Source organism: Pseudomonas sp. CCI4.2, assembly GCF_034350045.1.
Classification (GTDB): Bacteria; Pseudomonadota; Gammaproteobacteria; order Pseudomonadales; family Pseudomonadaceae; genus Aquipseudomonas.
This window is the reverse complement of record NZ_CP133781.1, coordinates 4475061-4498974: the sequence shown is the minus strand read 5'-3', so window position 1 is coordinate 4498974 and position 23914 is coordinate 4475061. Positions and strand designations below refer to the sequence as shown.

Genomic DNA, 23914 nt, shown 5'->3' with positions numbered 1-23914 from the left:
CTGACACCCCACAAAAATCGCCGCCTCCGGCATCTCACTGGGATTGCAGCCAGCGTTGATCGCCCAACTCAAAAAAAGATTGGATAATCACAAAATATGTTATTAAAGTAACAAAAATAATAGCGCATCGGGTGATTGCCCCCGGCGTAAATAAGGTAGCCAGAACAATGAGCAAGATCGCGGTCATTGGCAGCAATATGGTGGATCTGATCACCTACATCGATCGAATGCCCTTGCAGGGCGAGACCCTCGAAGCGCCTGGTTTTGCCATGGGCTGTGGCGGTAAAGGCGCCAACCAAGCGGTGGCTGCTGCCAAGTTGGGCGCCGACGTGGTGATGGTGAGTAAAGTCGGTGACGATGTTTTTGCTGACAACACCCTGGCCAATTTCCAGCTGTATGGCGTCAATACCCAGCACGTGACCCGTGTCCAGGGGGTGTCCAGTGGCGTTGCGCCGATCTTCGTCAAAAGTGATTCCCATAACAGCATCCTGATCATCAAAGGCGCCAACGCGCACCTCAAACCTGCCGATATCGACGCCGCCCACGCGGCCTTGCGTGATTGTGCGTTGATCGTCGTGCAGCTGGAAATTGAACTGGAAACGGTTTATCACGCCATCGCGTTCGGCAAGCAGCAGGGCATTCCGGTGTTGCTCAATCCGGCCCCGGCGCTGGCAGGGCTTGACCGTTTACAGCTGGCGCAACTCGACTTCCTGATTCCTAACGAAACCGAACTGGCGCTCATCAGCGGTCAGCCCGTGACCTCGCCCGAATCCGCCTTGATCGCGGCACGGTTGCTGGTGGCGGACGGGATTCGCCATGTCATCGTGACCCTGGGTGAACAGGGCGCGTTGTATGTCGGTGAAGACGGCGAGTTCCGGGTCAACGGGCATGCGGTCTGCGCAGTCGACACCACCGGCGCTGGTGATGCATTCATCGGTTGTTTCGCCCATCACTGGACACAAACCCGCGATATCAAACACGCCATGACCTTGGCCGTGGCCTATTCCGCCTGTTCTGTCACCGGGCTGGGCACCCAGACTTCTTACCCTGACGCGTTGAAGTTCGCCGAATTCCTGCAAAACCACCTGTCGGAACGCCACGCCTGAATGGGCTGTTTCGATCCCTGCTTTTTACGGAGAACAATAATGATTAAGCCTGCGCTCCAACAGACGTCTGACGGGTTTTACCTCAACCGAACGCCCTGGTTTGCCTTCCTGCTGTTGTGCAGCATTTTTGCCCTGTGGGCGGCAGCCGCCAGCATGAACGACGTGTTGATTGCTCAGTTCAAAAAGGCTTTTTTACTCAGTGATTTCCAGACTGCCTTCGTCCAGTCGGCATTTTATCTGGGCTATTTTTTTGTTGCGATCCCGGCCGCTTTGGTGGTTCGGCGGTTCAGTTACAAAACCACGATTCTCGTCGGGTTGCTGCTGTACATGTTTGGCTGCTTGCTGTTTTTTCCGGCTGCATCCACCGCCAAGTACGGAATGTTTTTGCTGGCGTTGTTTGTGATCGCGGCCGGCCTGTCGTTCCTGGAAACCGCCTGCAACACCTACTCCACCTTGATGGGACCACGTGAAACCGGTACCCGGCGTTTGAACATTTCCCAGACCTTTCACCCGTTCGGCGCCATGGCCGGGGTGTACGTCGGCAGCTTCGTGATGTTCAAGGATACCGACGCCAGCCATGCGCAACTGTTGCAAATGAGCCCCGCCGACGCGGCAGTCCAACAGCTGCAGATGATTCAGTCGACCTTGCTTCCTTACAAATGGATGATCGCTGTTCTGGTGCTGATGTTCATTCTGGTCGCTGTCACTAAATTCCCGGCCTGCAAGGGCATCATCAAAGCGAAGGTCCAACAGAGCAGCCTGGGCCAAAGTCTGTCGCGCTTGCGCCGTAATCCGCGCTTTGTGTTCGGTGTGCTGGCGCAGTTCCTGTACGTCGGCGCGCAAGTAGGGGTTTGGAGTTTCACCATTCGCCTGGCGATGCAGATGGGCGGGATGAACGAGCGCAGCGCGTCGTGGTTCTTGCTCACCACCTTCGCCGCTTATTTCGTCGGTAAAGTGATTGCTAACTTACTCATGCGCAAACTGCACCCAGCCAAGGTCTTGGCGTTGTACGGCGTGCTGTGCATTGTGTTGCTGGCGTACACGATTCTGGTGCCAAACATTTCTGCGGTGTACGCCGCCGTGGGCGTCAGTATTTTCCTTGGCCCGTGCTGGCCGACCATCTATGGCCTCACCATCGACGGCTTGGGCGAAGACACCGGCGTCGGCGGTTCGCTGTTGGTGATGAGCATCGTCGGCGGCGGGGTCATTCCGATCTTCCAGGGCCTGCTGTCCGACTACACCGGCGGCAATATGCAACTGGCCTATAGCGTGCCGTTGGTGTGTTTCGTGGTGATCGTCGGCTATGCGATGCACTGCCTGCGTCATTCGAAAAGCGAACACCTGCCAGTCGGCGCAGTGGCGGTCTCATGACTGCCGGTTCGATGAAAAAAACGACCATTGCGCTTTTTCCGGCGCTGTTCGCCGGGGCTGAGAAGACCTTGCTGGCGTCAGCTGATTTTAACGTCAGCGCTTGGACTTACCCATCCGGCGTGTTGGCCTTGGCCTTGGAAAACAGCCGTGGGCGAGTGGTGGTGTTGCCGTATCAGGGGCAGATGATTTGGTCAGCGGTGTTCGATGGGTGCGATCTGACCATGCGCAATATGTTCAGCCAGCCGCGACCAAGCCCCACCGTGATCGGCACCTATGGCTGCTTTATGTTCCACAGCGGTCTGCTGCGCAACGGCTGCCCCGGCCCGGAAGACGATCACCCGCTGCACGGCGAAATGCCTTGTGCGCCGATGGACAGCGCGTGGCTGGAAGTCGGTGAAGACAGCGCCGGAACCTTCCTTCGGCTTGGCGGCGAGTATGAATACGTGCAAGGGTTTGGTGACCACTACCAGGCACGTCCCAGCGTCACCCTGCGCGCGGATTCGGCACTCTTCGATATCGGCATGCAGGTCACCAACCTGGCGGGTGTGCCGATGGAGTTGATGTACATGGCGCACATGAATTACGCCTACGTGGAAGGTGCGCGCTTTGTCGAACCGTTGGGTGTTGAGCAGACGAGGGTGCGCAGCAGTGTGCCAGCGCATGTCCGTCCGACACCGGCGTGGACGCGCTATATGGCGCAACTGACGGCAGAACCGTCGCGCTTGCAGGTGCTTGATTCCCCCGAGCTGTACGACCCGGAGATCGTCTGTTTTTTCGACGGCGCGCGGGCGGACAGCCAGGGTGATGCGCATTTTTTACTGGTACACCCAGAGGGTCCGGCGTTTTACACCCGCTATCGACCCGAGCAGTTCGAACATGCGGCCCGCTGGATACTGCACAACGCCGATCAGCAAGTCGCGGCCTTCATATTACCCGCGACCTGCGAGCCGGAGGGTTATAAAGCGGAATCTGCCAAGGGCAATATTCGCTCATTGGCAGCCGGGGAGAGCGCCCAATTCAGTGTCACCACCGGGTATCTGACTGAGGCTGAGCGGCGGCAGCTTGAGAGCGAAGTCTGATTCCCGAAATGTAGAGGGTGCCTACAGAAATCTGTGCATCGCTAAAATCTGCGGGACCGAATTTATTCGGAAAGGCTTCAGTCCTGACACCCTGCGATCTCAAATCACACAGGTGCCGCCCTTCACCCCTCACACCACCAGCTGCATGCCGCTGCTGCTTACCAAGTCGCGGTAAAGCTTGGGGATTTTTTTGTCGCTGATGACGTAATGAAAATCTTCCAGCGAGGCGAAGTGCGCGGTACGTACGGCGTCGAACTTGGAATGGTCGGCCAGCAGCATGCATTGTTGGGCTTGGCGCAAGACCTTTTGTTTGACCTCGACTTCGTTGAGGTTAAAGCAGGTCACGCCGAATTCCTGACTGACCCCGGCGGCGGAAAGGAAGGCCCAGGTCAGCCGAACGCTGTCGAGGATTCCGCTTTCGGCACGGTTTTCAAACACCTGGTTTTTACGGTGATACGTGCCGCCGCACAGGACGATGTTGCAGTTGGGTTTTTGTTGCAGCTTGAGCAGCACGTTCAGTGAGTTGCACACCGCCGTGAACTCCAACTCGTCAGGAATGAAGTCCACCACAAACGGGATGGTGGTACCGCAGTCGAAAAATACCGTGTCGCCCGGCAGGATAAAGGCGGCGGCCAATTTGCCGATTCGGCGTTTTTCCTCCACGTGCCGAGTGTCTTGTTCGGTGACCCGATAATCGCTGGCCTCGTTGGTGTCGAACACCCGGGTAATGTGGCCGCCTAACAAGCGAAATTCGTCGGTGTGACGACCGAGGTCGCGGCGCAGGGTCATTTCCGACACGTCCAGCAAGGCCGCCATTTCTCGCAAGTGGATGGCTTTTTGATCCTGTAGCGCTTGTTGAATCAGTTTGATGCGGTCGGATTTTTTAGTGTCCACGGGTGTACCGGCAAAGAATGAGAGTGTCACTAGTACAACATGCTTTGTTAGCAATCGTGACATTTTGATTTGCCGGTAGTTACCCGTCGCCGCATTTCTTCGGTATTAACGGTTCGATGTTTCAGCACAGCTACTTGATGCTTCTTTCACGGGCGCACCGTCATAGCGGTCGTGATGGCGAACCCATCCCATCGTGCTTTGTTCATCCCGGCCTTTGGGCGTGAGGTCAAGCAAGTTGTGGGTGCCGAGCAATATGTCCATTCCCCGTGCATACGTCGAATAGGTATGAAAAACCTCACCCGCTGGGTTTTTGTAAAAGACGCTCAATCCGGGCATTTCCTCGGCGGGATCCTGGCTGAGTTCGTAGTTGTAAATGACGTCGCCAGCCTCGATGTGCTCGGGCGTGGCCGACACCTGATAGTCCTCGTTGAAGTCACTGCCGGCCGAAGACACCCAGTCGAAATCCCAGCCCATGCGCTGTTTGAATGGTAGAAATTCCGCGAGCGGGGCGTGGGAGACCACCACCAGCGAAACGTCATGATGGGGCAGATGCAGGTTGGCGCCGTCGAAGTGGTCGGCCACGAATGAGCAGCCCTTGCAGCCTTCCTTCCAGCCAGCCCCAAACATGAAGTGATAGATCAACAACTGACTGTTGCTGCCGAATAAGTCGCAGAGGGTCTGGGTGCCTTGGGGTCCTTTGAATCGGTAGGTTTTCTCGACCTTGACCCACGGCAAACCGCGACGCTCGGCGTTGAGTTGGTCGCGTTGCTGGGTGAGGGCTTTTTCATGCTGAAGGTGCTGCATGCGCGCTGTAAGCCACTCTTCGCGTGACACGATCTTGGGTGGTGCAACCAGGTAGGTCTTCATGGGGGGGTGTTCTCCCAGGGTGAAGTTATTACTGAAACTTACGTATCAGTAATAGTCGCTTGGACTAAGTCCAGATCGACAGCACGTCGAAATAATCTTAGTGAGGCGACGGCGGTTTTTTTTTACGAACTCCTGTTAGTTGTAATGTGCCAGTATTGGGCCACTTATGAGGCGAGTGGATTTCAGGATGAATCTCTTCAAACGAGCGCTGCTGGATAGAAAACTAAAAAAGACGCTCTGGAAAAACAAATGCCGATTTGACAGTGGCACCCGTGGTTTACGGTGCGACACTGAGTTGACGCTGGAGGAGGGTGTAAAACTTCATCAGGTCAACGTGCGGTCGAGCAAGCTGAGGATCGGCGCCTACACCGATATTGTCAGCGGCTCGGAACTGCATCATGTGTCGAGCATTGGGCGCTACTGCTCCGTGGCCAAGAACGTCACCATCGGCCAAGACCGCAAGTCCCATCCGTTGAGTTGGTTGACCTCGCACACGGGGCTGGTTGGTCTTCGTCAGAAATTCGGCGGCGCGGCGCCCCATCATTCAGGCGCGGCGCAAACCACGATTGGACACGATGTGTGGATCGGCATGGACGTGCTGATTCTCGAAGGTGTGACTATTGGCACCGGCGCGGTGATTGGTGCGCAATCGCTGGTCAGCAAAGATGTGCCCCCTTACGCCATCGTGGCCGGCTCACCGGCCAAGGTCATTCGCTATCGTTTCGACCAACCGACCATCGACGGTCTGTTGGCCAGTCAATGGTGGAATATGCCGTTGAAAGAGTTGGCCGAGCTGCCCATCGAAACGCCTGACGGTGTGATTAAGCACCTGCAAGGGCGCGTCGTTTCCGACTGCAATCCCGGCACGGTCGTGATTCGCAGCAAACCGTTTAGTGTGACTCAGACGCAGCCGTCGTTTAGTCAGCCCGAGACGCTGCTTTCTGCAGGCTCCGCTGGTTTTGCGGTCGGTATCACTGCGTGGACTGCCGTATTGTCTGATTTCAACAGCGCCTTGATTGCTTGGCTGTAGGCCTCTCGCCCCAAGCTCATGCTGTTGTTATGCGTACCGCCCTGAACCAGCAGCAAGTTTTTCGGTTCCCGCGCGGCGTGGTAAAGCTCCTCGCTGAAGCGCGACGGCACAAACGGGTCGGCAGTACCGTGGACAATCAGCACCGGCATATGGATGTCGGCGATTTTGTCGATGGAGTCGAACTTCTGCGACAGCAGCCAACGCACTGGCAGCGATGTCTTGGCGACGGCGGTTGCCACGTCGGCCAGTGAGGTGAAGGTGGATTCAATAATCAACCCACGCGCCTGCTTACCGCTGCCGTCGCTCTTTACGTCATTGCCCAGTTCTTTCGCCAAATCAATCGCCACCGCACCGCCCAATGAATGACCGTAAATCAGACGTTTGTTGGCGTCAGGCTGCAAGATTTTAAAGCGCGCCCACGCGATGCGTGCGTCTTCATAGACCGTACTTTCCGATGGCAGCGCACCTTGGCTTTGGCCAAAACCACGGTAGTCGATGGCCAGAATGGAAAAGCCCATGGCGTGCAGTTGTTCGATGCGGAACAACTGGCCCGTCAGGTTCCAGCGTGTGCCGTGCAAATACAGGATAGAGGGCGCCCCGGCCTGTGCCGCAGGCCACCACCACGCGTGAATATTTTGCGATGTGCCAAAGGCCGGGGTTTTGAGCTCCAGCTCCTGAACGTCGGCGGGCAAGCCGTGATACCAACTGGCGGTACCGGGCTCGATCTGGAACAGCAATTTGCGTTCCTCATGCTTGAGCAGCGCACAGCTCGCGGGCAGACCGACGACCAGCAACGCCATGAGCAACAGGATCAAACGGCGTGCCTTGACGCGGGAAAGAAATGAAGTGGGCATGTCTGCTCTCCGCGCAGCGGGTCGTGAGTCAATGGATCGGGCATGTTACGCGGGCTCTACGTGTTTTGCGCCGGTAGAGACGGCGCAGGGGGGTTGTCTGTTGAGTGAGTAGCGCTTCGACGCAGGCCTTGGCACTCGGAGCCTTCACCGCCAGTCTGCCGGTCGCAACCCATTTAATACAAAGCTTCTCATCGGTTTTCTGTCAGGCATCAAAAATGGGTTCTGTTTTATCGTTCATATATCTGTATATTCGAATATCCATATATAAAGAGAAGGCCGCAGGTGTATGAACATCGAGCCCCCTGTGTTTTTCAAGTGCCTGGGTGATGAAACCCGTGTACGGATCATGCTGTTGTTGTGCCGTGAAAACGAGTTGTGCGTGTGCGAACTGATCTGCGCCCTTGACGACAGCCAGCCAAAAATTTCTCGTCACCTGGCGCAGTTACGCGCATGTGGCCTGCTGGAAGACCGTCGTCAGGGTCAATGGATTTATTACCGCCTGCACACCGCGCTGCCCGAATGGGCGCGTGAGGTGCTGCGGGTAACGCAAGAAGCCAACACGCCCTGGATCGCCAGCGACAGCAAACGTCTGGCCGCTATGGGCGAGCGACCTGTTCGTATAGCGGCGTGCTGCTGATCTTCAACCCCTTGTTTGAGTGCCTCGGATGTTATTGGCTGCATTGATTTTTGTGTTCACGTTGGTATTGGTCATCTGGCAACCCAAAGGCCTTGGTGTCGGCTGGAGCGCCGCTGTCGGAGCGGTGTTGGCGTTGCTGACCGGGGTGGTCCATTTAGGGGATATCCCAACGGTATGGGCCATTGTCTGGAATGCGACGGCGACGTTTATTGCGGTGATCATCATCAGCTTGCTGCTGGATGACGCGGGATTTTTCAGATGGGCCGCATTGCACGTTGCTCGTTGGGGCCGGGGCAGTGGTGTTCGGCTGTTTGCCTTGATGGTGTTGCTGGGAGCGTTGGTTTCCGCGCTGTTCGCTAACGACGGTGCGGCCTTGATCCTGACGCCAATCGTCGTTGCCATGCTGACGGCGTTGCGCTTTTCTCCTGCTGCGACCTTGGCGTTCGTCATGGCTGCGGGGTTTATCGCAGACACCGCGAGCCTGCCGTTGGTGGTGTCAAACCTGGTCAACATTGTCTCGGCGGACATCTTCAACCTGGGTTTCGGTGAATACGCGTCCGTGATGTGGCCGGTCAATGTGGTCAGCGTCGCGGCGACGTTGCTGATGCTGTGGCTGTATTTTCGCAAAGACATCCCCGGTAACTACGACCCCGAGCAGCTAGAAGACCCCGCCGCAGCGATTCGTGATCGGGCCACATTCCGTGCTGGCGGTTGGGTATTGGGTTTATTGCTGATAGGGCTGTTTGCCTTGGAACCGCTGGGGATCCCGATCAGCGCGGTAGCAGCGGCCTGTGCGGTTTTACTGTTAATTATTGCTGCACGTGGGCAGGTGATCTCGGTGCGCAAGGTGATCAAAAATGCCCCGTGGCAAATCGTCGTGTTCTCCTTAGGGATGTATTTGGTGGTTTACGGCCTGCACAACGCCGGGCTGACCCACGCCCTGACTGCATTGCTTGGGCGTTTTGCTGAACACGGGGTTTGGGGCGCTGCGATGGGCACAGGAATAACCTCGGCACTGCTGTCCTCGATCATGAACAACATGCCGACGGTACTTATCGGGGCGCTGTCGATTCAGGGTACGGAAACCACCGCAGTGGTTCAGCAGGCGATGATTTACGCCAACATCATCGGCAGTGACCTCGGCCCAAAAATTACACCTATTGGCAGTCTGGCAACGCTGTTGTGGCTGCACGTCCTGGCCGGCAAAAACATCCGCATCAGTTGGGGCTACTACTTCAAAGTCGGCAGCCTCCTGACTGTGCCGATTCTCATCGTCACATTGGCCGCGCTGGCGCTTCGCTTGAGCTTTCCCGTGGCGTTATAGAGGCGGCATCTCCTTTAGTTGTTGTCATAAAATTCATGAGGCTCCGATGAAAATCCTGTTCATGTGTACCGCCAATAGTTGCCGCAGCGTGCTGTCCGAAGCGTTGTTCAATCATATGGCCCCAGCGGGTTTTCAGGCGGTTAGCGCTGGCAGCTTTCCCAGCGGGCAGCTGAATCTTCGCGCGCTGGCGACGTTGGAAAAAGCGGGGGTTTCAGTCCACGGGCTGTACAGCAAAGGCTCAGAAGTGTTTGCCGATTCGCCGCCCGATATTGTAATCACGGTCTGTGACCAAGCGGCTGGCGAGCCGTGTCCGGTGTACTTTGGCCCGGCGATTAAAAGCCACTGGGGACTGGCCGATCCGTCGGATGTCCAAGGCAGCCTAGACGCCATCCAAGCGGCGTTTGATGCGACCTTGGAAATAATAAAGCGTCGCTTCACGGCATTATTCGCAGCGGAAATCGAACAGCGTTCACCACCCGAGCAGAAAGTGGTACTGGATGAAATTGGGCGTCTGTAGCCGCTTACAGCCGGAAGTGTTCGCTTATCAACTGAACCATCACTTCAACGGCCGCACTGGCGTTTCCCGGTGCTTTCATCAGCTTCAATTCGTGCAGCGGCAGTTCCGGGAAACCATCGTCAAGTGTCAGTTCGCGCATATCAGTGCCGATCCGGGCGCGGTCGATGATGCCGATGGCGAGCCCAGCGCTAATGGTCATCTCCAGCGCCATTCCCCCCGCACTCATGACCACCGTGCGCCATCGCCGCTGGGCGTGTGCCAAAGCATCAATAGCCACTGCGCGATAGGGGCAACCTTTACCGTGCAGCGCCAACGGCACGGGTCGGGTGCTGTCGATCCGGTACTGATGCGCCGCGACCCATATCGGTTGGGTCGTGCCAAAGGTTCGTGCGGGCTGGTGGTCGGGCGAGGGCACGCCCATGGGTTCAACGACCAGCGCCAGATCCAGTTGGCCCCGGGTCAATCGTGTCCGCAAACGCCCGCTGGAACCGGTCTCGATTTCCAATTCAATGTGCGGAAAATGCGTGGTCAGCGACGGCAACGTGCAGTGCAGCAAAGCCCCGGCGTACTCCTCCGATATCCCCAAACGCACCCGGCCGCTGGCAACCGGGTGGCTAAAGCTGTCGAGCACCTGATCATGCAGCCTTAGCAGTTGCGCCGTGTGCAGCGCGAAACGGCGCCCCAGCGGGGTCAACGCCACAGTCTGGTTGTCGCGCTCAAATAATTGCCCACCGGCTACATCCTCTAGACGCCGCACATGCAGACTCACCGCCGACGGGCTGCGATTGAGAAACGCCGATGCCGCCAGAAACTGCCCGAACCGGACAACGGCGTGGAAGGTTCGCAAAAGATCGATGTCCAGGGTGTTGGCCATGGTTGAGGATTCCTGCATCACTGCTGCTAATCGTATCGTTTGATTGCATTACCGCTCTATTCATACCCTGTTGCAGACACCCTGCACAGGTATTGCCCATGACTCTCCGACAAACCGTCCCCTTGGCGACGCCCTGCGCCCGGCGACCTATCAATCTGCTGAGGTTTGCTCCAGGACTACTGCTGGCAGCCATGGTGCTCAGTTGGAGTTCGGGTTTCATTGGCTACCGCTATGTGGCTGAGCAAAGTGGGGTATTTTTGGCGACCTTCTGGCGCTTTGTACTGGCTGCGCTGGTGTTGCTGCCGTTTGTGATGGGCGAATTACGGCGGCTGGAGTGGCGAGATGGTGTGCGCCAAGCGCTGATGGGCCTGTTTGCGATCGCCGGTTATATCGCACCCATCGCCAAAGCGATTGAGTGCGGAGTGGCACCGGGGATGACTGCGCTGATTGCCAACCTGTTGCCGTTGATGATCGTGCTGATGGCCGCGTTTTACCCCGATCAACGCACTCGCGGGTGGCAATGGTGCGGGCTGGGTATCTGCGTGCTGGGGATGATCATTGCCAGTGGCACAGGCCTTGAACTCGGAACCGCAGCGGTCTGGGCTTATAGTTTGCCGTTAATCGGCGTGCTGTCATTGGCTGCCGTGACCCATTACCAGAAGCAACGCCCCAGTCAAATGCCGCGACTGCTGGCGCTGTTTATTCAGGTGTGTGCGTCGTTGCCCGTATTTGCGCTGTTGGCACTGTACGAAGGCAGCCTGCGGCCGATTGCTTCCCTCAGCTTCGGGTTAGGCGTGGGTTGGTTGGTCATCCTGTCGACACTGGGCGGGTATGGATTTTATTGGCTGTGCTTACAACGCTACAGCCTGCAACGCGTCAGCAGCGCCCTGTTCCTGACACCGCCGGTGACCATGCTCTGGGCTTATCTGCAATTTGGTGATGCCCTGACGTCACTAAGCGTGGCAGGCATCGGCCTGACCTTGGTGGGGTTGTGGGTGTTTAATCGACGGGTGCGCTTACGCCAGGCAACTTGATTCTCTGTGGAATGAATTCATTCATGCCCTGGGGCGAAGCCGGGACGGCCCTGGGATTTGATGGGCCAGTCTCAGAAAACGGAATTTAAAGCACGCTAAGCGTGCACAGTGACGGGCAGCCGGAACCTCCGATTTTTCCGGCGATGCCACAAACCTCGTAAAGGAGGGGCCAACGGTGGGGCCGTTGTAAAAGATTGTTTACTGACGGAGTTTTCGGCATACCTCTCACGACCGCTGATCAAAAAATAGCCCTACCTGTTTTGCTACCGGTGGACGGTTGTGGGGGGGATGGCCTACTGTTAGTAAGGGCACGCGTTCTTTGAGCGATGTGGCTATTACTTAATTCAATGGATGAGGTGTAATGATGGCTGCTAAGGAAATCCGTATTTCAATTGAAGATCTTGACCGTGATGGTAGTCCTGAAGTTCTGCTCGAATTCTACTCTGGAAAAGAACTTGAATTTTCTACCTCCGTGTCTTCTTCAGGGAAGAATGAAAATTACGACAAGGTAGACGTAAAAGGAGATGCTGACGGCGATGGCGATTTTGATGCGCAGGATGACAAGTTGTTCATTAGTCTTGCTCAAGCAGCAGTGAAACTTCTAAAGTAACCCATTGTTTGACAAGTAAGATTTTTTAAATTTTATTCACCCTGAATCAATTTTGATTCAGGGCTTTTTATTTCTGTGTATTATTAGTTTCCATCTATTTTTCTCAGGAAAGCCGTGAGCTTTCTGTTAAAAGCCCAATCAAGGACGGTAGTTATGATAGTTTCATAAAAAAGAACTCTTAAGCATGTTCTGACGCTGGAATCCAACGGTATAACGTAGAAACTGAAACCCCGAGGTTCTTGGCTACATCCTTGGGCGGAACGCCACTTGCCAGCAACTTTTTGGCGGACTCGATTTTGCTTTCGGTCATCTTGGGCTTGCGGCCACCTTTACGGCCAAGTTGGCGGGCAACGTCAACCCCCGCACGGGTTCGCTCAACGACCAGCTCACGCTCCATTTCAGCGAGACTGGCCATTACATGAAAAAAGAACCGACCTGATGAGGTGCCGGTATCGATGGCGTCGGTCAGGCTCTTGAACTGGACACCTTGTTTGTGCAGCTCGCCGACCAGGTCGACCAACTGCTTGACGCTACGCCCCAGGCGATCCAGCTTCCAGACCACCAGGGTGTCGCCCTCACGCAGTATTTCTTGCGCCTTACCCAGGCCTGGCCGGTCTGCCCTCGTACCACTTACCTTGTCCTCGAAGACCTTCTGACACCCTGCCAGGGTCAAGGCTTCACGTTGTAGTTCCAGGTTCTGATCTTGCGTCGAGACACGTGCATAGCCGATTAACATGGCGTGTCTCTTGTTGGATTGTTTCTTTTATCGTCGGCGTCCTGGAGAACGGTGGAGAGCTGCGTCAACAACTCTGGCAACGCCGTTTTAACCGTCTCCCACACGACATCCAGGTTGATATCGAAGTAACCGTGAGCAATGCGGTTGCGCATCCCACGCATGCTGCGCCATGGCACTTGCGTGTGTACCTGGATGAACTCGGCGTAACCGTCCATTGGCTCGGGCTGTATTCTTTAACCGGCTAGGAGAGATCCGCGACCGTAGCTTCGAGCAACAGCGCTACCGGGCCAGCGGCCTCAATCTGGTGACGGCGGCTATTGTGCTGTGGAATACCGTCTATCTGGAACGAGCCGTGAACGCCTTGCGCAATCACGGCAAAAGCATTGACGCGCTGTTGCAATACCTATCCCCGCTGGGCTGGGAGCACATCAATTTGACGGGCGACTACCTGTGGCGCAACCGCACCAAGGTCGGTGCGGGGAAGTGCAGGCCATTACGAGCGCTGCCACCCGCTTAACGTGCTTTAAATTCCGTTTTCTGAAGCGACCCCTTGATTGATACGGTTGATAGCAAGTAACCGCAGATACTGTGGGAGTAGGCTTGCCTGCGAAGAGGTCCGTAGTCACGCCGCTGATGTCGACCTGAAGCCTGGGTGGCCTGGATTGACGCTTTCGTTGGCGAGCCAACTCCCACAGAGACTTTCGGCAGGCACGGAATAGTAGGCACTGAACATCTGAATCGCAGCCTTTGGCAGCACCTACAGAAATGTGTGCATCGCCAGAAACCGTGGGACCGAATTCATTCGGGAAGGCAACAATACGGTCTTTCAGGCCGCTTCCCGATTGAATTCGGTCCCACCGATGTGTTATCTGCCGATTGTCTCGGTGTGACCAATTAAAGCTTCCCCACCAACACCGGATCGGCCCGATAAAGCGTTGGCACCAGTTCTTTCAAACTCTGCACTTTGGGTAAATCGTTCATGGCGATGTACGGGCTGGTCGGGTGCAAGGTCAGGTAGTTCTGGTGATAACCCTCCGCCGGGAAGAAGTTCTTGTGGTCTTCGATCTTGGTCACAATCGGCGCGCTGAACGCTTTCGATCCCTCCAACTGCGCAATGTATGCCTGAGCGACTTTTTCCTGCTCTGGATTCTGCGGGAAGATCGCCGAGCGGTATTGTGTGCCGCGATCAGGGCCTTGGCGGTTCAGCTCGGTCGGGTTATGTGCTACCGAGAAAAACACCTGAAGCAATCGCCCATACGTCACCTTCGTCGGGTCATACGTCACCTGCACAGATTCCGCGTGCCCGGTGTCGCCGGAGCCGACCTGCTCGTACTCGGCGGTGTTCGCCGCGCCGCCGGCATAACCGGACAGCGCATTGTCGACGCCGATCACGTGCTGAAACACGCCTTGAACGCCCCAGAAACAACCGCCAGCAAATACCGCGACTTCGCTGTGGGACGTGCCGACGGCTTCATCCAGTGTCGGTGGGGCGAGGGCCACCACCGGTTCGGCAGAGTTGGCCGATTGCACGGACAAGCCCAATATCAACGCCACAGCACCTGCGCAACTCAGTGCCAGGGTTGCTTTCTGTTTGGCAAAACTGAACATACTCATAGGTAATCCTCACGTGTTAAGGACAGGCTGTGATCAACCAAAGGTGAACGCATACGCCTGTACGCCGGGGTCAAGAAATTCAATAGAGAAAAGGTGATCGGTCACTGGACCGTTTTGTCGCACCAACTGATAAAGCCGTTGCGCGGTCACCGTGCCGCTACCGTCGGCGGCAATGTCGGTGCCGTGATTGTCGCCCGGCGCTGCGCCATCGACGCTGACCCGGAAACGCACAGGTTTGCCGTCTGCGCCAGGCCCGAGCACCAAATGCAAGTCCCGCGCATGAAAGCGATAGACGATGCGGCCGGGTGCGTGTTCAAGCACGACTTGCTCGGGTTTTGCAGTCCAGTTACCCGTCAGCCCCCACTGGTTGAGGCGTGGCTGCAGCGGTGCTGCGTAGGTATGCGCTTTGTTCATCACTTGCTCACTGGCCGAGGCGAAGTTTTCAGTGCGGTCATAACCGAGGTAGGTCTCAGGCGACTGCATTTGGGCATCGTCTGCGCCCTTCTGCACGCCTTGGGCGTCCGCCACCACCACATCGCTTGAGACGTTTTTCTGACCGGCCTCGTTCAACAGTTGCTGAATAACCTGTTCAGATTGCGCGTAATCACCTTCGCCAAAATGGTGATAACGAATTTGCCCTTTGGCATCGACAAAGTAATGCGCGGGCCAGTATTGATTGTTGAACCCCTTCCAAATAGCGAAGTCGTTATCCAGCGCTACCGGGTAGTTGATGCCCAAATCGTGGACCGCTTTTTTGACGTTATTAACGTCACGCTCGAAGGCAAACTCCGGGGCGTGCACCCCGATGACCACCAAGCCTTGGTCGTGGTATTTCTTCGCCCAGGCGTTGACGTAAGGCAGGCTGCGCAGGCAGTTGATGCAGGAGTAGGTCCAGAAATCGATGAGCACCACCTTGCCTTTCAATTGCTCGGCGGTCAGTGGTGCGGAGTTCAGCCAGGTCACTGCGCCGGAGAGATCGGGCAACATGCCTTCTACCGGTAACGACAACGGTGTAGTGGCGGTGTTCTGCAAGCGGACGTTGAGCATGCCATTACCCTGTGCTTCAGGCGATGGCGATGGCGATGAAGAGGCGACCGGCGATGGCGACAGCGTATCCAACAACTTTTGTTCGATCCCCGCAGTGGCCACGGTAGAGACCTTGGTCAGCAAACCGGTGTCCAGCCCCAACGCAATGGCGGCCACGCCGCACAACATGGCAACGCCCAAACCCCGACGCAGCCATTCCCCAGCGCCCAACGAGCGTTTCATTGCGGTGAACAGCTTGCCGCCGATCAACAACGCCAACGCCAACGAAGTGGCCGCACCGGCGGCATAAGCCAACAGCAGAAAACTGGTGCCGACACTGGCACCGTGCAATGCAGCGCCGGTCAAAACCAGGCCGAGAATCGGGCCGGCACACGGCGCCCATAACAACCCTGTCGCAACCCCCAACACAAACGAGGATTTGACGCTGGATTTACCGGGCTCAGTGCGGGCCGAATTGGACAGCCGGTCCCCCATGGACACCAGTGGGCGGGTCAGGCGATCGGCCAAATGCGGAAACAACAAGGTCACGCCGAAAAAAGCCATCAGCGCGATGGCCAGCCAGCGCCCATATTGGTTGGCTTGCACCACCCAGCCACCGCCGACAGCGGCCAAGGTGGCGACCAGCGCGAAGGTCAACGCCATGCCGCACAACAACGGCAAACCACTGCGACGGAACGGCTCACCGGAGCGGGCGAAGACGAACGGCAGTACCGGGAGGATGCAGGGGCTGAGGATCGTTAGCACGCCGCCCAGGTACGACAAAATGATCAGTAACATCGCTTCAATTCCTTATAAGTGACCGTTCAGTTGCCGCAAGTCATGGGCTGACTCACGCCTGCCCTGGTGTAAAAGTCATGGCCACACCGTTCATGCAATAACGCAAGCCGGTGGGTTCGGGGCCGTCATCGAAGACGTGGCCCAAGTGACCGCCGCAACGCCGGCAATGCACTTCGGTGCGTTCGACGCCGAACGAAGTGTCACGGTTTTCCGCGACGGCGTTGGCCAGCGGCGAAGTGAAACTCGGCCAGCCGGTGTGGCTCTCAAATTTGGTGCTGGAAGAAAACGCCTCTAACTGACACCCGGCGCAGGCAAACCGACCTGTGCGGTGTTCATTGTTTAGCGGACTGCTACCAGGCCTTTCAGTGCCGCTGTTACGCAGTACGTCATATTGAGTTGGGGTCAGCAGTGTGTGCCATTCAGCGTCGCTGTGGGTCACGTCGAACACTTGCGTGGCGCGGGCCGTTGTTGCTGGCAGCGGCGACGCAGCGAAGGCACGTAAACCGAGTACACCGCTGGCGGCGAGGGCTACGCCGGCGCTGCCGTATAAAAGAAACCACCGTCTGGATTGCATAACGTTCACTTGGAGGGAGTGGGTGTGCTGCTATTCTTTGGCGCAGACGGTCCCCAAGTCTTCACGCAAAGTTAAATTAATTGTGAAGATTGGCCCCGCCAGAATCTTGCACAATGGCTGTCCTGTCGCATGCCCCGTGCGCCAAGCCACTGACCCCTGAAGGCTGACAATGGATGTGCCCAAGCGCGTATTAATCGTCGAAGATGACCTGCACATTGCCGGCCTGCTGCGCCTGCATTTGCAAGACGAAGGCTATGCCGTGACCCATTGCGCCGACGGCGATGCCGGTCTGGCGCACCTGGAACAAGGCGGCTGGGATGCGCTGATCCTCGATTTGATGCTGCCGGGCGTAGACGGCTTAGAGATTTGCCGCCAAGCCAGGGCCATGGCGCGTTACACGCCGATCATCATCACCAGCGCCCGCTCCAGCGAAATGCACCGGGTACTTGGCCTCGAACTCGGCGCCGATGATTACCTCGCCAAACCCTTTTCGATGCTGGAGCTTGGTGCTCGGGTCAAAGCGTTGCTGCGCCGGGTGGACGCGCTGGAAAAGAACCTGCGTACCGTCGCGGGCAAAGTCGAGCTCAACGGCTTGGCCCTAGACCCGGTGACCCGCCAGGCAGAGGTTGACGGCAAATACATTGAGCTCACGCCGCGTGAATTCGATTTGCTGTACTTCTTCGTCAAGAACCCCGGCAAGGTCTTCTCGCGCATGGACCTGCTCAATCAGGTTTGGGGCTACAAACACGACGGGTACGAGCACACGGTCAATACCCACATCAATCGCCTGCGTTCCAAAGTCGAAGCCGACCCGGCCGAACCCACACGGATCCTGACGGTGTGGGGCAAAGGCTATCGGTTCTCCCCGGACCGTGCGAGGTCGGCGGGATGAACCTGACGCTGCTACAGCGCCTGTCGGTTGCATTCGCCATCCTGTTGCTCGCCTGTTGCGGTGCCTCGGCCTGGCTGCAAATTCGCGCCAACGACCTGCATGAAAAAGAAGTGGTGCAAGGCCTGTCCCTCGGTTTGGCGCAAACCATCGCCCGGGACAACAACATGATCGGCGCCAAGGCTGACGTGGTTCGTGGGTTGTTCAGCAAACTGATGAACGTTAACCCCAGCGTCGAAGTGTATCTGCTCGACAGCACCGGGCATGTCACCGGTGATGACGCCCCAGCCGGTCACCTGAAACGTGATCACGTGGACCTCGCGCCGTTGCATCGGCTGTTGGCCGGACAACCCTTGCCGATTCTGGGCGACGACCCGCGCAGCCTCGATGGCGAAAAAGTCTTCAGCGTCGCCGCGCTGCACGTGGGTGATCAGGATCTTGGGTACATCTACGTGGTGCTGTTGGGCGAGGCTCATGATCAGCTGTCCGCCCAGGTCGCTGCCAGTTCGGTGTTGCGCACCACGTTGTGGTCCATGGGCCTGGTCTCACTGTTAGGGCTCGTGGCGGGGTTGATGGCCTTCCGTTTGATCACCCGACCACTGCGCCGGTTGACCGACACCATGCGCGATTTCGACACTGAGGCAGAGCCGGTTTTGCTGCCGGTGCTGGATCACTCCGGCGTCAGTCGCCGGGATGAAATAGCGGTGTTGGAAGCCAGCTTTGTGCAAATGGCGACGCGAATCGCTGAGCAATGGCGGACGTTAGTGGAATTGGATCAGGACCGCCGCGAGGTGGTGGCCAATATTTCCCACGACCTGCGCACGCCGTTGGCCTCAATGCACGGCTACCTGGAAATGCTCTCGGTTAAAGGCGCAACCCTCAGCGAAGTCGAGCGACAACGCTACTTGGCAGTGGCGCTGGCCCAGAGCAATAAAGTGCGGCAACTGGCGCAGGCCTTGTTCGAACTGGCCCGGCTTGAACACGGCGGCGTGCAGCCGGTGATCGAAGATTTCTCGCTGACCGACTTGATCCAGGACGTGTTCCAGAAATTCGAATTAATGGCCGAAGAGAAAAACTCGCGGTTGGTGGCGGTGTTGCCGCGCTCGTCGTCGATGGTTTCAGCGGACTTGGGCTTGATCGAGCGTGTGCTGACCAACTTGATCGACAACGCCATTCGCCATACCCCATCGGGCGGCACCATCGAGGTCGAAGTCCGGCACCAAGCGGCGAACGTCATCGTAATGGTCAGCGACAGCGGCCCCGGTATTCCCGAAGAATTGCTGGAAAGCCTGTTCCGCCGTCCGTTCAGCCAAACCGGTGATCGGCGCACGGGTGGCCTTGGGTTATTAATCGTGCGGCGGATTTTGCAACTGCATGGGTGCGAGATACACCTGCTGTCGACACCGGGGAAGGGCGCATCGTTCTGCTTTGAATTGCCGACGATGAGCAGCAAAACCGGGGTGTGAACCCCGCACGGCCGCGTTGTGGCCTTCGCAGGCAAGCCTGCTCCCTTAGGGAACTGCTTACACAATTAGCAGCAACTGTTAAAGCTGAGGGAGTTGGCTTGCCAACGAAGGGGCCGGCACGGACAAGTCAGCCTCCACAGCAACCTCCGGCATCAACGTGGCGATCAACGCGCGCACGGTCCCCGGCAATGCATCCAGCTCCCGCACCAGAATGCTGCGCTCACGAATCGCCCAGGGTTCATCCAGCTCGATAATCGCCAATTCCATTGTGCGACTGTGCCGAAGTGCCGCAGATTCAGGAATAATCCCGATCCCCACGCCCGCTTCAACCATCCGGCAGATCGCTTCGAAACTCGACACCTGTATCCGCAACGACAGGTTTTGCCCCAGCCGCTCCACGTGATCGCGCAAGAAACTCAGCAGCGTGCTGCCCTCGTGCAAACCAATGTGCTGGAACGTTAGGGTCTGTTTCAGCGTCACCGGCGTCGGCCCGGCCAGCGCATGCCCCACGGCCACCACCAACACCAGCCGATCGGTGCTGAAATGCATCACTTGCAGTCCGGCTGCCTCCACCGGCCCGGCAATAATCCCCATGTCAGTGCTGCCGTCCAACACCCCCCGGACGATGTCTCGCGACAAGCGCTCCTGCAGATCCACCGACACGCCAGGCCGTTTCGCTAGAAAACCCGCCAGCACCTCCGGGAGAAATTCAGTCACCGCTGTGGTGTTGGCGAAGATGCGGATGTGTCCGGCCGAATCCGCCCCGTAACGGGTGAACTCCGATTTCAGGTAATCCACCTGACGCATGATCAGCCGCGCGTGTTTGAGCAAGCGCTGCCCGGCCGGGGTTAGCTCAACCCCACGGCTGTCGCGGTACAGCAGGCGGGTGTCCAATTGGCTCTCCAACGCCTTGATTCGGGCGCTGGCGGCAGCCGGCGACAAAAACGCACGACGGGCACCTTGGGTCAGGCTCGGCGACTCGCCAATGTGGATGAACAGGCGCAAGTCGGCCAAATCAAAATGCATGGTCGTCTCCTGAAAAAGCGGCGGGCGTTCAGCATATACGAACGCCGGGTTACGCAAATGCAAATTCTCAGAATGCCCAGCACCTTGCATGATCCTTCCCCAGAACAATAGCTGGCCCAAAAGAAGAGGGACCCCGCATGAGTGCTGCAGATTTCACCGCGTGGCTGGGACGTACCGAAGAGGCCCAAGACCAGTTCAGCCGCAACCTGATCAAGCGTATTGCTGCCACCTTCGGTGAAGACGCGCCTGTCCAGGGTGCCGCCTTGCCGCTGCTGTGGCAGTGGTGTTTTTTCCAGGAGCCGCTGGCAGAGTCTCAGTTGGGCAGCGACGGCCATCCCGCGCGGGGTGGGTTTTTGCCCCCGGCTGAAAACCGCAACCGGATGTGGGCCGGTGGCCGCATCGAGTTTATCGAACCATTGCGCGTGGGTGCCAACGCCCAACGCCTGTCGACCATCACTCATATCGAAGAAAAGATCGGCCGCACGGGCGCGTTGTTGTTCGTCACCGTGCGCCACGACTATTCCCAGGACGGTCGCCTGGCGATCCGCGAAGAACAAGACATTGTTTACCGCGAGCCTAACCCGCCCAAACAGAGCAGCGGCCAAGCGTTGGAGGACGGTGACTGGCGCGAAAGCATCGAGCCCACACCAACCCTGCTGTTTCGTTATTCGGCCGTGACCTTCAATGGTCACCGCATCCATTACGACTACCCCTACGTCACGGGCATCGAAGGCTACGCCGGCCTGGTGGTTCACGGCCCGATGATCGCCACCCTGAGCTTGCGCGCGTTTTGTCGGGCCAATCCGAGTGCACGTGTACGGCATTTTTCCTATCGCGGCGAGCGGCCATTGATTGCGCCGCAACTGTTCAGCGTTGGCGGACGAATTCTTGAAACCGGAAAGGCGCAACTCTGGGCCGGCAATGACGCCGGTATCGCCCAAAGCGCTGAAGTGCTGTTCGACTAACCCGCCGTTGCGGACCCCACGAGAGCCGATTGATGAACCCTAATAACAACGAAGAATCGAATGCCATCCGCGAAGGCGTGCGCGCTTTGTGTGCCGAATTTGACGCCGCTTACTGGCGCAAGATCGACGAAGAAAAAGGCTTCCCGGAGGCTTTCGTCAAAGCCCTGACCGACGCCGGATGGTTGTCGGCGATGATCCCCGAGCAATACGGCGGCTCAGGCTTGGGCTTGGCCGAAGCCTCGGTGATCCTCGAAGAAGTGAACCGCTGCGGTGGTAACTCGGGCACGGTTCACGGCCAGATGTACAACATGTTCACCTTGCTGCGTCACGGCAGCGACGCGCAAAAAAGTTATTACCTGCCGAAGCTGGCCAGCGGCGAGTTGCGCCTGCAATCCATGGCCGTGACCGAACCCAGCACCGGCACCGACACCACTAAGATCAAAACCACTGCCGTGAAACAAGGCGACAAATACGTGATCAATGGTCAGAAGGTCTGGATCTCCCGCGTCCAGCATTCCGACCTGATGATCCTGCTGGCGCGCACCACGCCACTGGCCGAGGTGAAGAAAAAATCCGAAGGTATGTCGATCTTCCTGGTGGACCTGCGCAAGGCGATTGGTAACGGGATGACGGTTCAGCCCATTGCCAACATGGTCAATCACGAGACCAACGAGCTGTTTTTCGACAACTTGGAACTGCCCCTCGACAGCTTGATCGGTGAAGAAGGCAAAGGCTTTAAATACATCCTTGATGGCCTGAACGCCGAACGTACCTTGATCGCCGCCGAGTGCATCGGTGATGGCCGCTGGTTCATCGAAAAAGCCAGTGCCTATGCCCGTGATCGGGTGGTGTTTGGTCGGCCTATCGGGCAGAACCAAGGCGTGCAATTCCCCATTGCCCAAGCGCACATCGAGATTGAAGCGGCAGACCTGATGCGTTGGCGGGCGTGCGAGGAATACGACAGCGGCGTCAACGCCGGGGCCAGCGCGAACATGGCCAAGTACCTCGCCGCCAAAGCCTCGTGGGAAGCAGCCAATGCCTGCCTGCAAACCCACGGTGGTTTTGGTTTCGCCTGCGAATACGACGTCGAGCGCAAGTTCCGCGAAACCCGGCTTTACCAAGTCGCGCCGATCTCCACCAACCTGATTCTTTCGTACGTCGCCGAGCACCTGCTCGAACTGCCGCGTAGCTTCTGAGGAACCGATCATGAGCCATACCCAAGCGCTGGCCGGTTTCCTGGCTGAGCTGAAATACGATGACATTCCGGATGCAGTCCTCGACCGTACCGAAGATTTTTTTCTTGATTGGATCGGCTCCGCGCTGGCCAGCCAGGGCTCACACCCGATCCCGCTGTTTGAACGTTACGCCCAGCGCATGGGGCCGAGTGATGGCCCGGCAAAAATGCTGGTCAATGGCCGGGGCACCTCGGCCTATTTCGCTGCGTTGGTGAATGCCGCGTCATCGCACCTGGTTGAGCAAGACGACCTGCACAACAGCTCCGTGTTACACCCGGCCACCGTGGTGTTCCCGGCCGTGCTGGCGGCGGCCCAAGACCTGGGTAAATCCGGGCGTGATGTGCTGCTGGCCTCGGTGGCCGGTTACGAAGCCGGGATTCGTATCGGCGAATTCATGGGCCGCTCGCACTACACCGTGTTCCACACCACGGCGACGGTCGGCACCTTGGCGGCAGCGGTTGCCGTCGGCAAATTACTCGGCTTCGATAAAGAACAGTTCATCAACGTATTGGGCAACGCTGGCACCCAGGCCGCTGGGCTGTGGGAATTTCTGCGCGACGCTGCCGACTCGAAACAATTGCACACCGCCAAAGCCGCCGCCGATGGTTTGCTCGCGGCCTATATGACCCTCGATGGTCTGACCGGTGCGCGCAATATCCTAGAAGGCGACCAAGGCCTGGCGGCGGGAATGTCCAGTGACTCGGACCCGAGCAAGTTATCAGATCGTTTGGGCACTCGTTGGGCGTTGGCAGAAACCTCGTTCAAGTTCCACGCATCGTGCCGCCATACCCATCCAGCGGCCGATGCGTTGCTGCACTTGATGCAGCGCGAAGGTTTGCACCATGAACAGGTTTCCAGCGTTAGAACCCTGGTGCATCAAGCCGCCATCGATGTGTTGGGCCGGGTGGTGGTGCCACAAACCGTGCATCAAGCCAAATTCTCCATGGGCGCGGTGCTGGGGTTGATTGCAGTCCACGGCAGTGCGCAGTTGATTGAGTTTCAGCAGTTGGCATTGACTGATCCCAACGTGGCGGCGTTTCGCGAAAAAGTCAGCATGGAACTCGACAGCGAAGTTGACGGCGCCTACCCCGCGCGCTGGCTGGGCCGGGTCGTGGTCACCACCACCGACGGTCGCAGCTTGACGGCGGCCATCGACGAGCCAAAAGGCGATCCGGGCAACACGCTTTCGCGGCCGGAACTGGAAGACAAATTCCAGCGCCTGCTGGCCTTCTCTGGGGCGCGGACGGTGGAGCAGGGCAAGGCGCTGATCGAGAAAGTCTGGCAGCTGCGCGATGCCCAATCATTGAATAACTTGATCTGACACAGACCTCTGTAGGAGCCAACTTGTTGGCGAAGCGAGGTTCCTGCTTACGGGCCTCTCGCCAACG

The 23914-nt window shown here is 57.7% G+C and carries 22 protein-coding genes and 3 pseudogenes; 15 read left to right on the top strand and 10 right to left on the bottom strand.

Going from position 1 to position 23914, the window contains the following annotated elements:
• The first annotated feature begins 167 nt into the window (after positions 1-167).
• From rbsK to RHM65_RS20355, 3 genes are read left to right on the top strand one after another with little or no spacing between them, the layout of a single operon-like run.
• The gene (rbsK, locus tag RHM65_RS20365; RefSeq protein ID WP_322183938.1) at positions 168-1106 is read left to right on the top strand and encodes a ribokinase; all 939 of its coding nucleotides are present in this window, start codon (positions 168-170) and stop codon (positions 1104-1106) included.
• Between the two features lie 39 nt (positions 1107-1145).
• The gene (gene fucP, locus RHM65_RS20360) at positions 1146-2477 is read left to right on the top strand and encodes an L-fucose:H+ symporter permease (RefSeq protein ID WP_322169647.1); all 1332 of its coding nucleotides are present in this window, start codon (positions 1146-1148) and stop codon (positions 2475-2477) included.
• 11 nt (positions 2478-2488) lie between these two features.
• Positions 2489-3556 (top strand): aldose 1-epimerase family protein, encoded by a 1068-nt coding sequence (locus RHM65_RS20355; RefSeq protein ID WP_322170900.1) that lies wholly within the window; start codon positions 2489-2491, stop codon positions 3554-3556.
• Positions 3557-3685: 129 nt separating this feature from the next.
• On the opposite strand, the gene deoR is transcribed toward RHM65_RS20355, so the two are convergent.
• Together deoR and RHM65_RS20345 are read right to left on the bottom strand one after the other, a co-directional pair.
• Positions 3686-4450 (bottom strand): DNA-binding transcriptional repressor DeoR, encoded by a 765-nt coding sequence (deoR, locus tag RHM65_RS20350; protein ID WP_322169649.1) that lies wholly within the window; start codon positions 4448-4450, stop codon positions 3686-3688.
• Between the two features lie 105 nt (positions 4451-4555).
• Positions 4556-5317, bottom strand: a complete 762-nt coding sequence (locus tag RHM65_RS20345) for a thioredoxin family protein (RefSeq protein ID WP_322169652.1) — start codon at positions 5315-5317, stop codon at positions 4556-4558.
• A gap of 187 nt (positions 5318-5504) precedes the next feature.
• On the opposite strand from RHM65_RS20345, the pseudogene RHM65_RS20340 reads away from it, so the two are divergent.
• Positions 5505-6215, top strand: a pseudogene (locus RHM65_RS20340) (CatB-related O-acetyltransferase); the annotation flags it as partial.
• 23 nt (positions 6216-6238) lie between these two features.
• Here RHM65_RS20340 and RHM65_RS20335 read toward each other — a convergent pair.
• A complete protein-coding gene (locus tag RHM65_RS20335) occupies positions 6239-7201 on the bottom strand; it encodes an alpha/beta hydrolase (RefSeq protein WP_322169654.1) in 963 nt (320 codons plus the stop codon).
• Positions 7202-7487: 286 nt separating this feature from the next.
• On the opposite strand from RHM65_RS20335, the gene RHM65_RS20330 reads away from it, so the two are divergent.
• Genes RHM65_RS20330 through RHM65_RS20320 form a run of 3 tightly spaced genes read left to right on the top strand, consistent with a single transcriptional unit; the run spans position 7488 to position 9679 of the window.
• Complete coding sequence (locus RHM65_RS20330; protein WP_322169656.1) at positions 7488-7838, top strand: metalloregulator ArsR/SmtB family transcription factor; 351 nt, start codon at positions 7488-7490, stop codon at positions 7836-7838.
• A gap of 28 nt (positions 7839-7866) precedes the next feature.
• Positions 7867-9162, top strand: a complete 1296-nt coding sequence (locus RHM65_RS20325) for an arsenic transporter (protein ID WP_322169658.1) — start codon at positions 7867-7869, stop codon at positions 9160-9162.
• 46 nt (positions 9163-9208) lie between these two features.
• Entirely contained in the window at positions 9209-9679 is a 471-nt protein-coding gene (locus RHM65_RS20320) for an arsenate reductase ArsC (RefSeq protein WP_322169661.1), read from the top strand.
• Positions 9680-9683: 4 nt separating this feature from the next.
• On the opposite strand, the gene RHM65_RS20315 is transcribed toward RHM65_RS20320, so the two are convergent.
• Complete coding sequence (locus RHM65_RS20315; protein WP_322169663.1) at positions 9684-10553, bottom strand: LysR family transcriptional regulator; 870 nt, start codon at positions 10551-10553, stop codon at positions 9684-9686.
• A gap of 98 nt (positions 10554-10651) precedes the next feature.
• On the opposite strand from RHM65_RS20315, the gene RHM65_RS20310 reads away from it, so the two are divergent.
• Positions 10652-11587: a DMT family transporter gene (locus RHM65_RS20310; protein ID WP_322183936.1), complete on the top strand. Its 936-nt coding sequence runs from the start codon at positions 10652-10654 to the stop codon at positions 11585-11587.
• Between the two features lie 361 nt (positions 11588-11948).
• Complete coding sequence (locus RHM65_RS20305; RefSeq protein WP_322169667.1) at positions 11949-12197, top strand: hypothetical protein; 249 nt, start codon at positions 11949-11951, stop codon at positions 12195-12197.
• A gap of 178 nt (positions 12198-12375) precedes the next feature.
• On the opposite strand, the gene RHM65_RS20300 is transcribed toward RHM65_RS20305, so the two are convergent.
• Both RHM65_RS20300 and RHM65_RS20295 read right to left on the bottom strand, forming a co-directional pair.
• Complete coding sequence (locus tag RHM65_RS20300) at positions 12376-12933, bottom strand: recombinase family protein (protein ID WP_322169669.1); 558 nt, start codon at positions 12931-12933, stop codon at positions 12376-12378.
• Positions 12927-13148 (bottom strand): annotated as a pseudogene (locus RHM65_RS20295) (DUF86 domain-containing protein); the annotation flags it as partial. The gene RHM65_RS20300 and the pseudogene RHM65_RS20295, both read right to left, overlap by 7 nt.
• Here RHM65_RS20295 and RHM65_RS20290 point away from each other — a divergent pair.
• Positions 13148-13450 (top strand): annotated as a pseudogene (locus RHM65_RS20290) (Tn3 family transposase); the annotation flags it as partial. The pseudogenes RHM65_RS20295 and RHM65_RS20290 overlap by 1 nt on opposite strands.
• 377 nt (positions 13451-13827) lie before the next feature.
• Here the strand turns inward: RHM65_RS20290 and msrA are convergent.
• From msrA to msrB, 3 genes are read right to left on the bottom strand one after another with little or no spacing between them, the layout of a single operon-like run.
• Positions 13828-14547, bottom strand: coding sequence for a peptide-methionine (S)-S-oxide reductase MsrA (msrA, locus tag RHM65_RS20285; RefSeq protein ID WP_322169671.1), 720 nt, complete (start codon positions 14545-14547; stop codon positions 13828-13830).
• 33 nt (positions 14548-14580) lie between these two features.
• Positions 14581-16371 carry a cytochrome c biogenesis protein DipZ gene (locus RHM65_RS20280; protein ID WP_322169673.1) on the bottom strand — a complete coding sequence of 597 codons (1791 nt, stop codon included), beginning with the start codon at positions 16369-16371 and terminating at the stop codon, positions 14581-14583.
• A 52-nt stretch (positions 16372-16423) separates the two neighbouring features.
• A complete protein-coding gene (gene msrB, locus RHM65_RS20275) occupies positions 16424-16945 on the bottom strand; it encodes a peptide-methionine (R)-S-oxide reductase MsrB (RefSeq protein ID WP_322169676.1) in 522 nt (173 codons plus the stop codon).
• A 169-nt stretch (positions 16946-17114) separates the two neighbouring features.
• Between msrB and RHM65_RS20270 the strand changes: the two genes are divergently transcribed.
• Positions 17115-17837 (top strand): response regulator transcription factor, encoded by a 723-nt coding sequence (locus RHM65_RS20270; protein ID WP_322169679.1) that lies wholly within the window; start codon positions 17115-17117, stop codon positions 17835-17837.
• Positions 17834-19300, top strand: a complete 1467-nt coding sequence (locus RHM65_RS20265; RefSeq protein WP_322169681.1) for a HAMP domain-containing sensor histidine kinase — start codon at positions 17834-17836, stop codon at positions 19298-19300. The genes RHM65_RS20270 and RHM65_RS20265 overlap by 4 nt, the downstream gene beginning before the upstream one ends.
• Before the next feature lie 78 nt (positions 19301-19378).
• Here the strand turns inward: RHM65_RS20265 and RHM65_RS20260 are convergent, their stop codons facing one another.
• Positions 19379-20326 (bottom strand): LysR family transcriptional regulator, encoded by a 948-nt coding sequence (locus RHM65_RS20260; RefSeq protein WP_322169683.1) that lies wholly within the window; start codon positions 20324-20326, stop codon positions 19379-19381.
• 137 nt (positions 20327-20463) lie between these two features.
• On the opposite strand from RHM65_RS20260, the gene RHM65_RS20255 reads away from it, so the two are divergent.
• The 3 genes from RHM65_RS20255 to RHM65_RS20245 are packed head-to-tail and all read left to right on the top strand — an operon-like array spanning position 20464 to position 23847.
• Entirely contained in the window at positions 20464-21291 is an 828-nt protein-coding gene (locus tag RHM65_RS20255) for an FAS1-like dehydratase domain-containing protein (protein WP_322183934.1), read from the top strand.
• Between the two features lie 32 nt (positions 21292-21323).
• The gene (locus tag RHM65_RS20250; protein ID WP_322169689.1) at positions 21324-22487 is read left to right on the top strand and encodes an acyl-CoA dehydrogenase family protein; all 1164 of its coding nucleotides are present in this window, start codon (positions 21324-21326) and stop codon (positions 22485-22487) included.
• A gap of 10 nt (positions 22488-22497) precedes the next feature.
• The gene (locus RHM65_RS20245) at positions 22498-23847 is read left to right on the top strand and encodes an MmgE/PrpD family protein (RefSeq protein WP_322169693.1); all 1350 of its coding nucleotides are present in this window, start codon (positions 22498-22500) and stop codon (positions 23845-23847) included.
• Positions 23848-23914 lie beyond the last annotated feature (67 nt).

Excerpts from the sequence above, each read along its gene's own strand:
- RHM65_RS20330 (WP_322169656.1), top strand. The coding sequence starts at position 7,488 with ATGAACATCGAGCCCCCTGTGTTTTTCAAGTGCCTGGGTGATGAAACC.
- msrA (WP_322169671.1), bottom strand. The coding sequence starts at position 14,547 with ATGAGTATGTTCAGTTTTGCCAAACAGAAAGCAACCCTGGCACTGAGT.
- RHM65_RS20250 (WP_322169689.1), top strand. The coding sequence starts at position 21,324 with ATGAACCCTAATAACAACGAAGAATCGAATGCCATCCGCGAAGGCGTG.
- RHM65_RS20325 (WP_322169658.1), top strand. The coding sequence starts at position 7,867 with ATGTTATTGGCTGCATTGATTTTTGTGTTCACGTTGGTATTGGTCATC.
- RHM65_RS20335 (WP_322169654.1), bottom strand. The coding sequence starts at position 7,201 with ATGCCCACTTCATTTCTTTCCCGCGTCAAGGCACGCCGTTTGATCCTG.
- RHM65_RS20355 (WP_322170900.1), top strand. The coding sequence starts at position 2,489 with ATGAAAAAAACGACCATTGCGCTTTTTCCGGCGCTGTTCGCCGGGGCT.
- RHM65_RS20300 (WP_322169669.1), bottom strand. The coding sequence starts at position 12,933 with ATGTTAATCGGCTATGCACGTGTCTCGACGCAAGATCAGAACCTGGAA.
- msrB (WP_322169676.1), bottom strand. The coding sequence starts at position 16,945 with ATGCAATCCAGACGGTGGTTTCTTTTATACGGCAGCGCCGGCGTAGCC.
- fucP (WP_322169647.1), top strand. The coding sequence starts at position 1,146 with ATGATTAAGCCTGCGCTCCAACAGACGTCTGACGGGTTTTACCTCAAC.
- RHM65_RS20265 (WP_322169681.1), top strand. The coding sequence starts at position 17,834 with ATGAACCTGACGCTGCTACAGCGCCTGTCGGTTGCATTCGCCATCCTG.
- RHM65_RS20270 (WP_322169679.1), top strand. The coding sequence starts at position 17,115 with ATGGATGTGCCCAAGCGCGTATTAATCGTCGAAGATGACCTGCACATT.
- RHM65_RS20315 (WP_322169663.1), bottom strand. The coding sequence starts at position 10,553 with ATGGCCAACACCCTGGACATCGATCTTTTGCGAACCTTCCACGCCGTT.
- RHM65_RS20255 (WP_322183934.1), top strand. The coding sequence starts at position 20,464 with ATGAGTGCTGCAGATTTCACCGCGTGGCTGGGACGTACCGAAGAGGCC.
- RHM65_RS20260 (WP_322169683.1), bottom strand. The coding sequence starts at position 20,326 with ATGCATTTTGATTTGGCCGACTTGCGCCTGTTCATCCACATTGGCGAG.
- rbsK (WP_322183938.1), top strand. The coding sequence starts at position 168 with ATGAGCAAGATCGCGGTCATTGGCAGCAATATGGTGGATCTGATCACC.
- RHM65_RS20345 (WP_322169652.1), bottom strand. The coding sequence starts at position 5,317 with ATGAAGACCTACCTGGTTGCACCACCCAAGATCGTGTCACGCGAAGAG.
- RHM65_RS20305 (WP_322169667.1), top strand. The coding sequence starts at position 11,949 with ATGATGGCTGCTAAGGAAATCCGTATTTCAATTGAAGATCTTGACCGT.
- RHM65_RS20310 (WP_322183936.1), top strand. The coding sequence starts at position 10,652 with ATGACTCTCCGACAAACCGTCCCCTTGGCGACGCCCTGCGCCCGGCGA.
- RHM65_RS20320 (WP_322169661.1), top strand. The coding sequence starts at position 9,209 with ATGAAAATCCTGTTCATGTGTACCGCCAATAGTTGCCGCAGCGTGCTG.
- RHM65_RS20245 (WP_322169693.1), top strand. The coding sequence starts at position 22,498 with ATGAGCCATACCCAAGCGCTGGCCGGTTTCCTGGCTGAGCTGAAATAC.
- RHM65_RS20280 (WP_322169673.1), bottom strand. The coding sequence starts at position 16,371 with ATGTTACTGATCATTTTGTCGTACCTGGGCGGCGTGCTAACGATCCTC.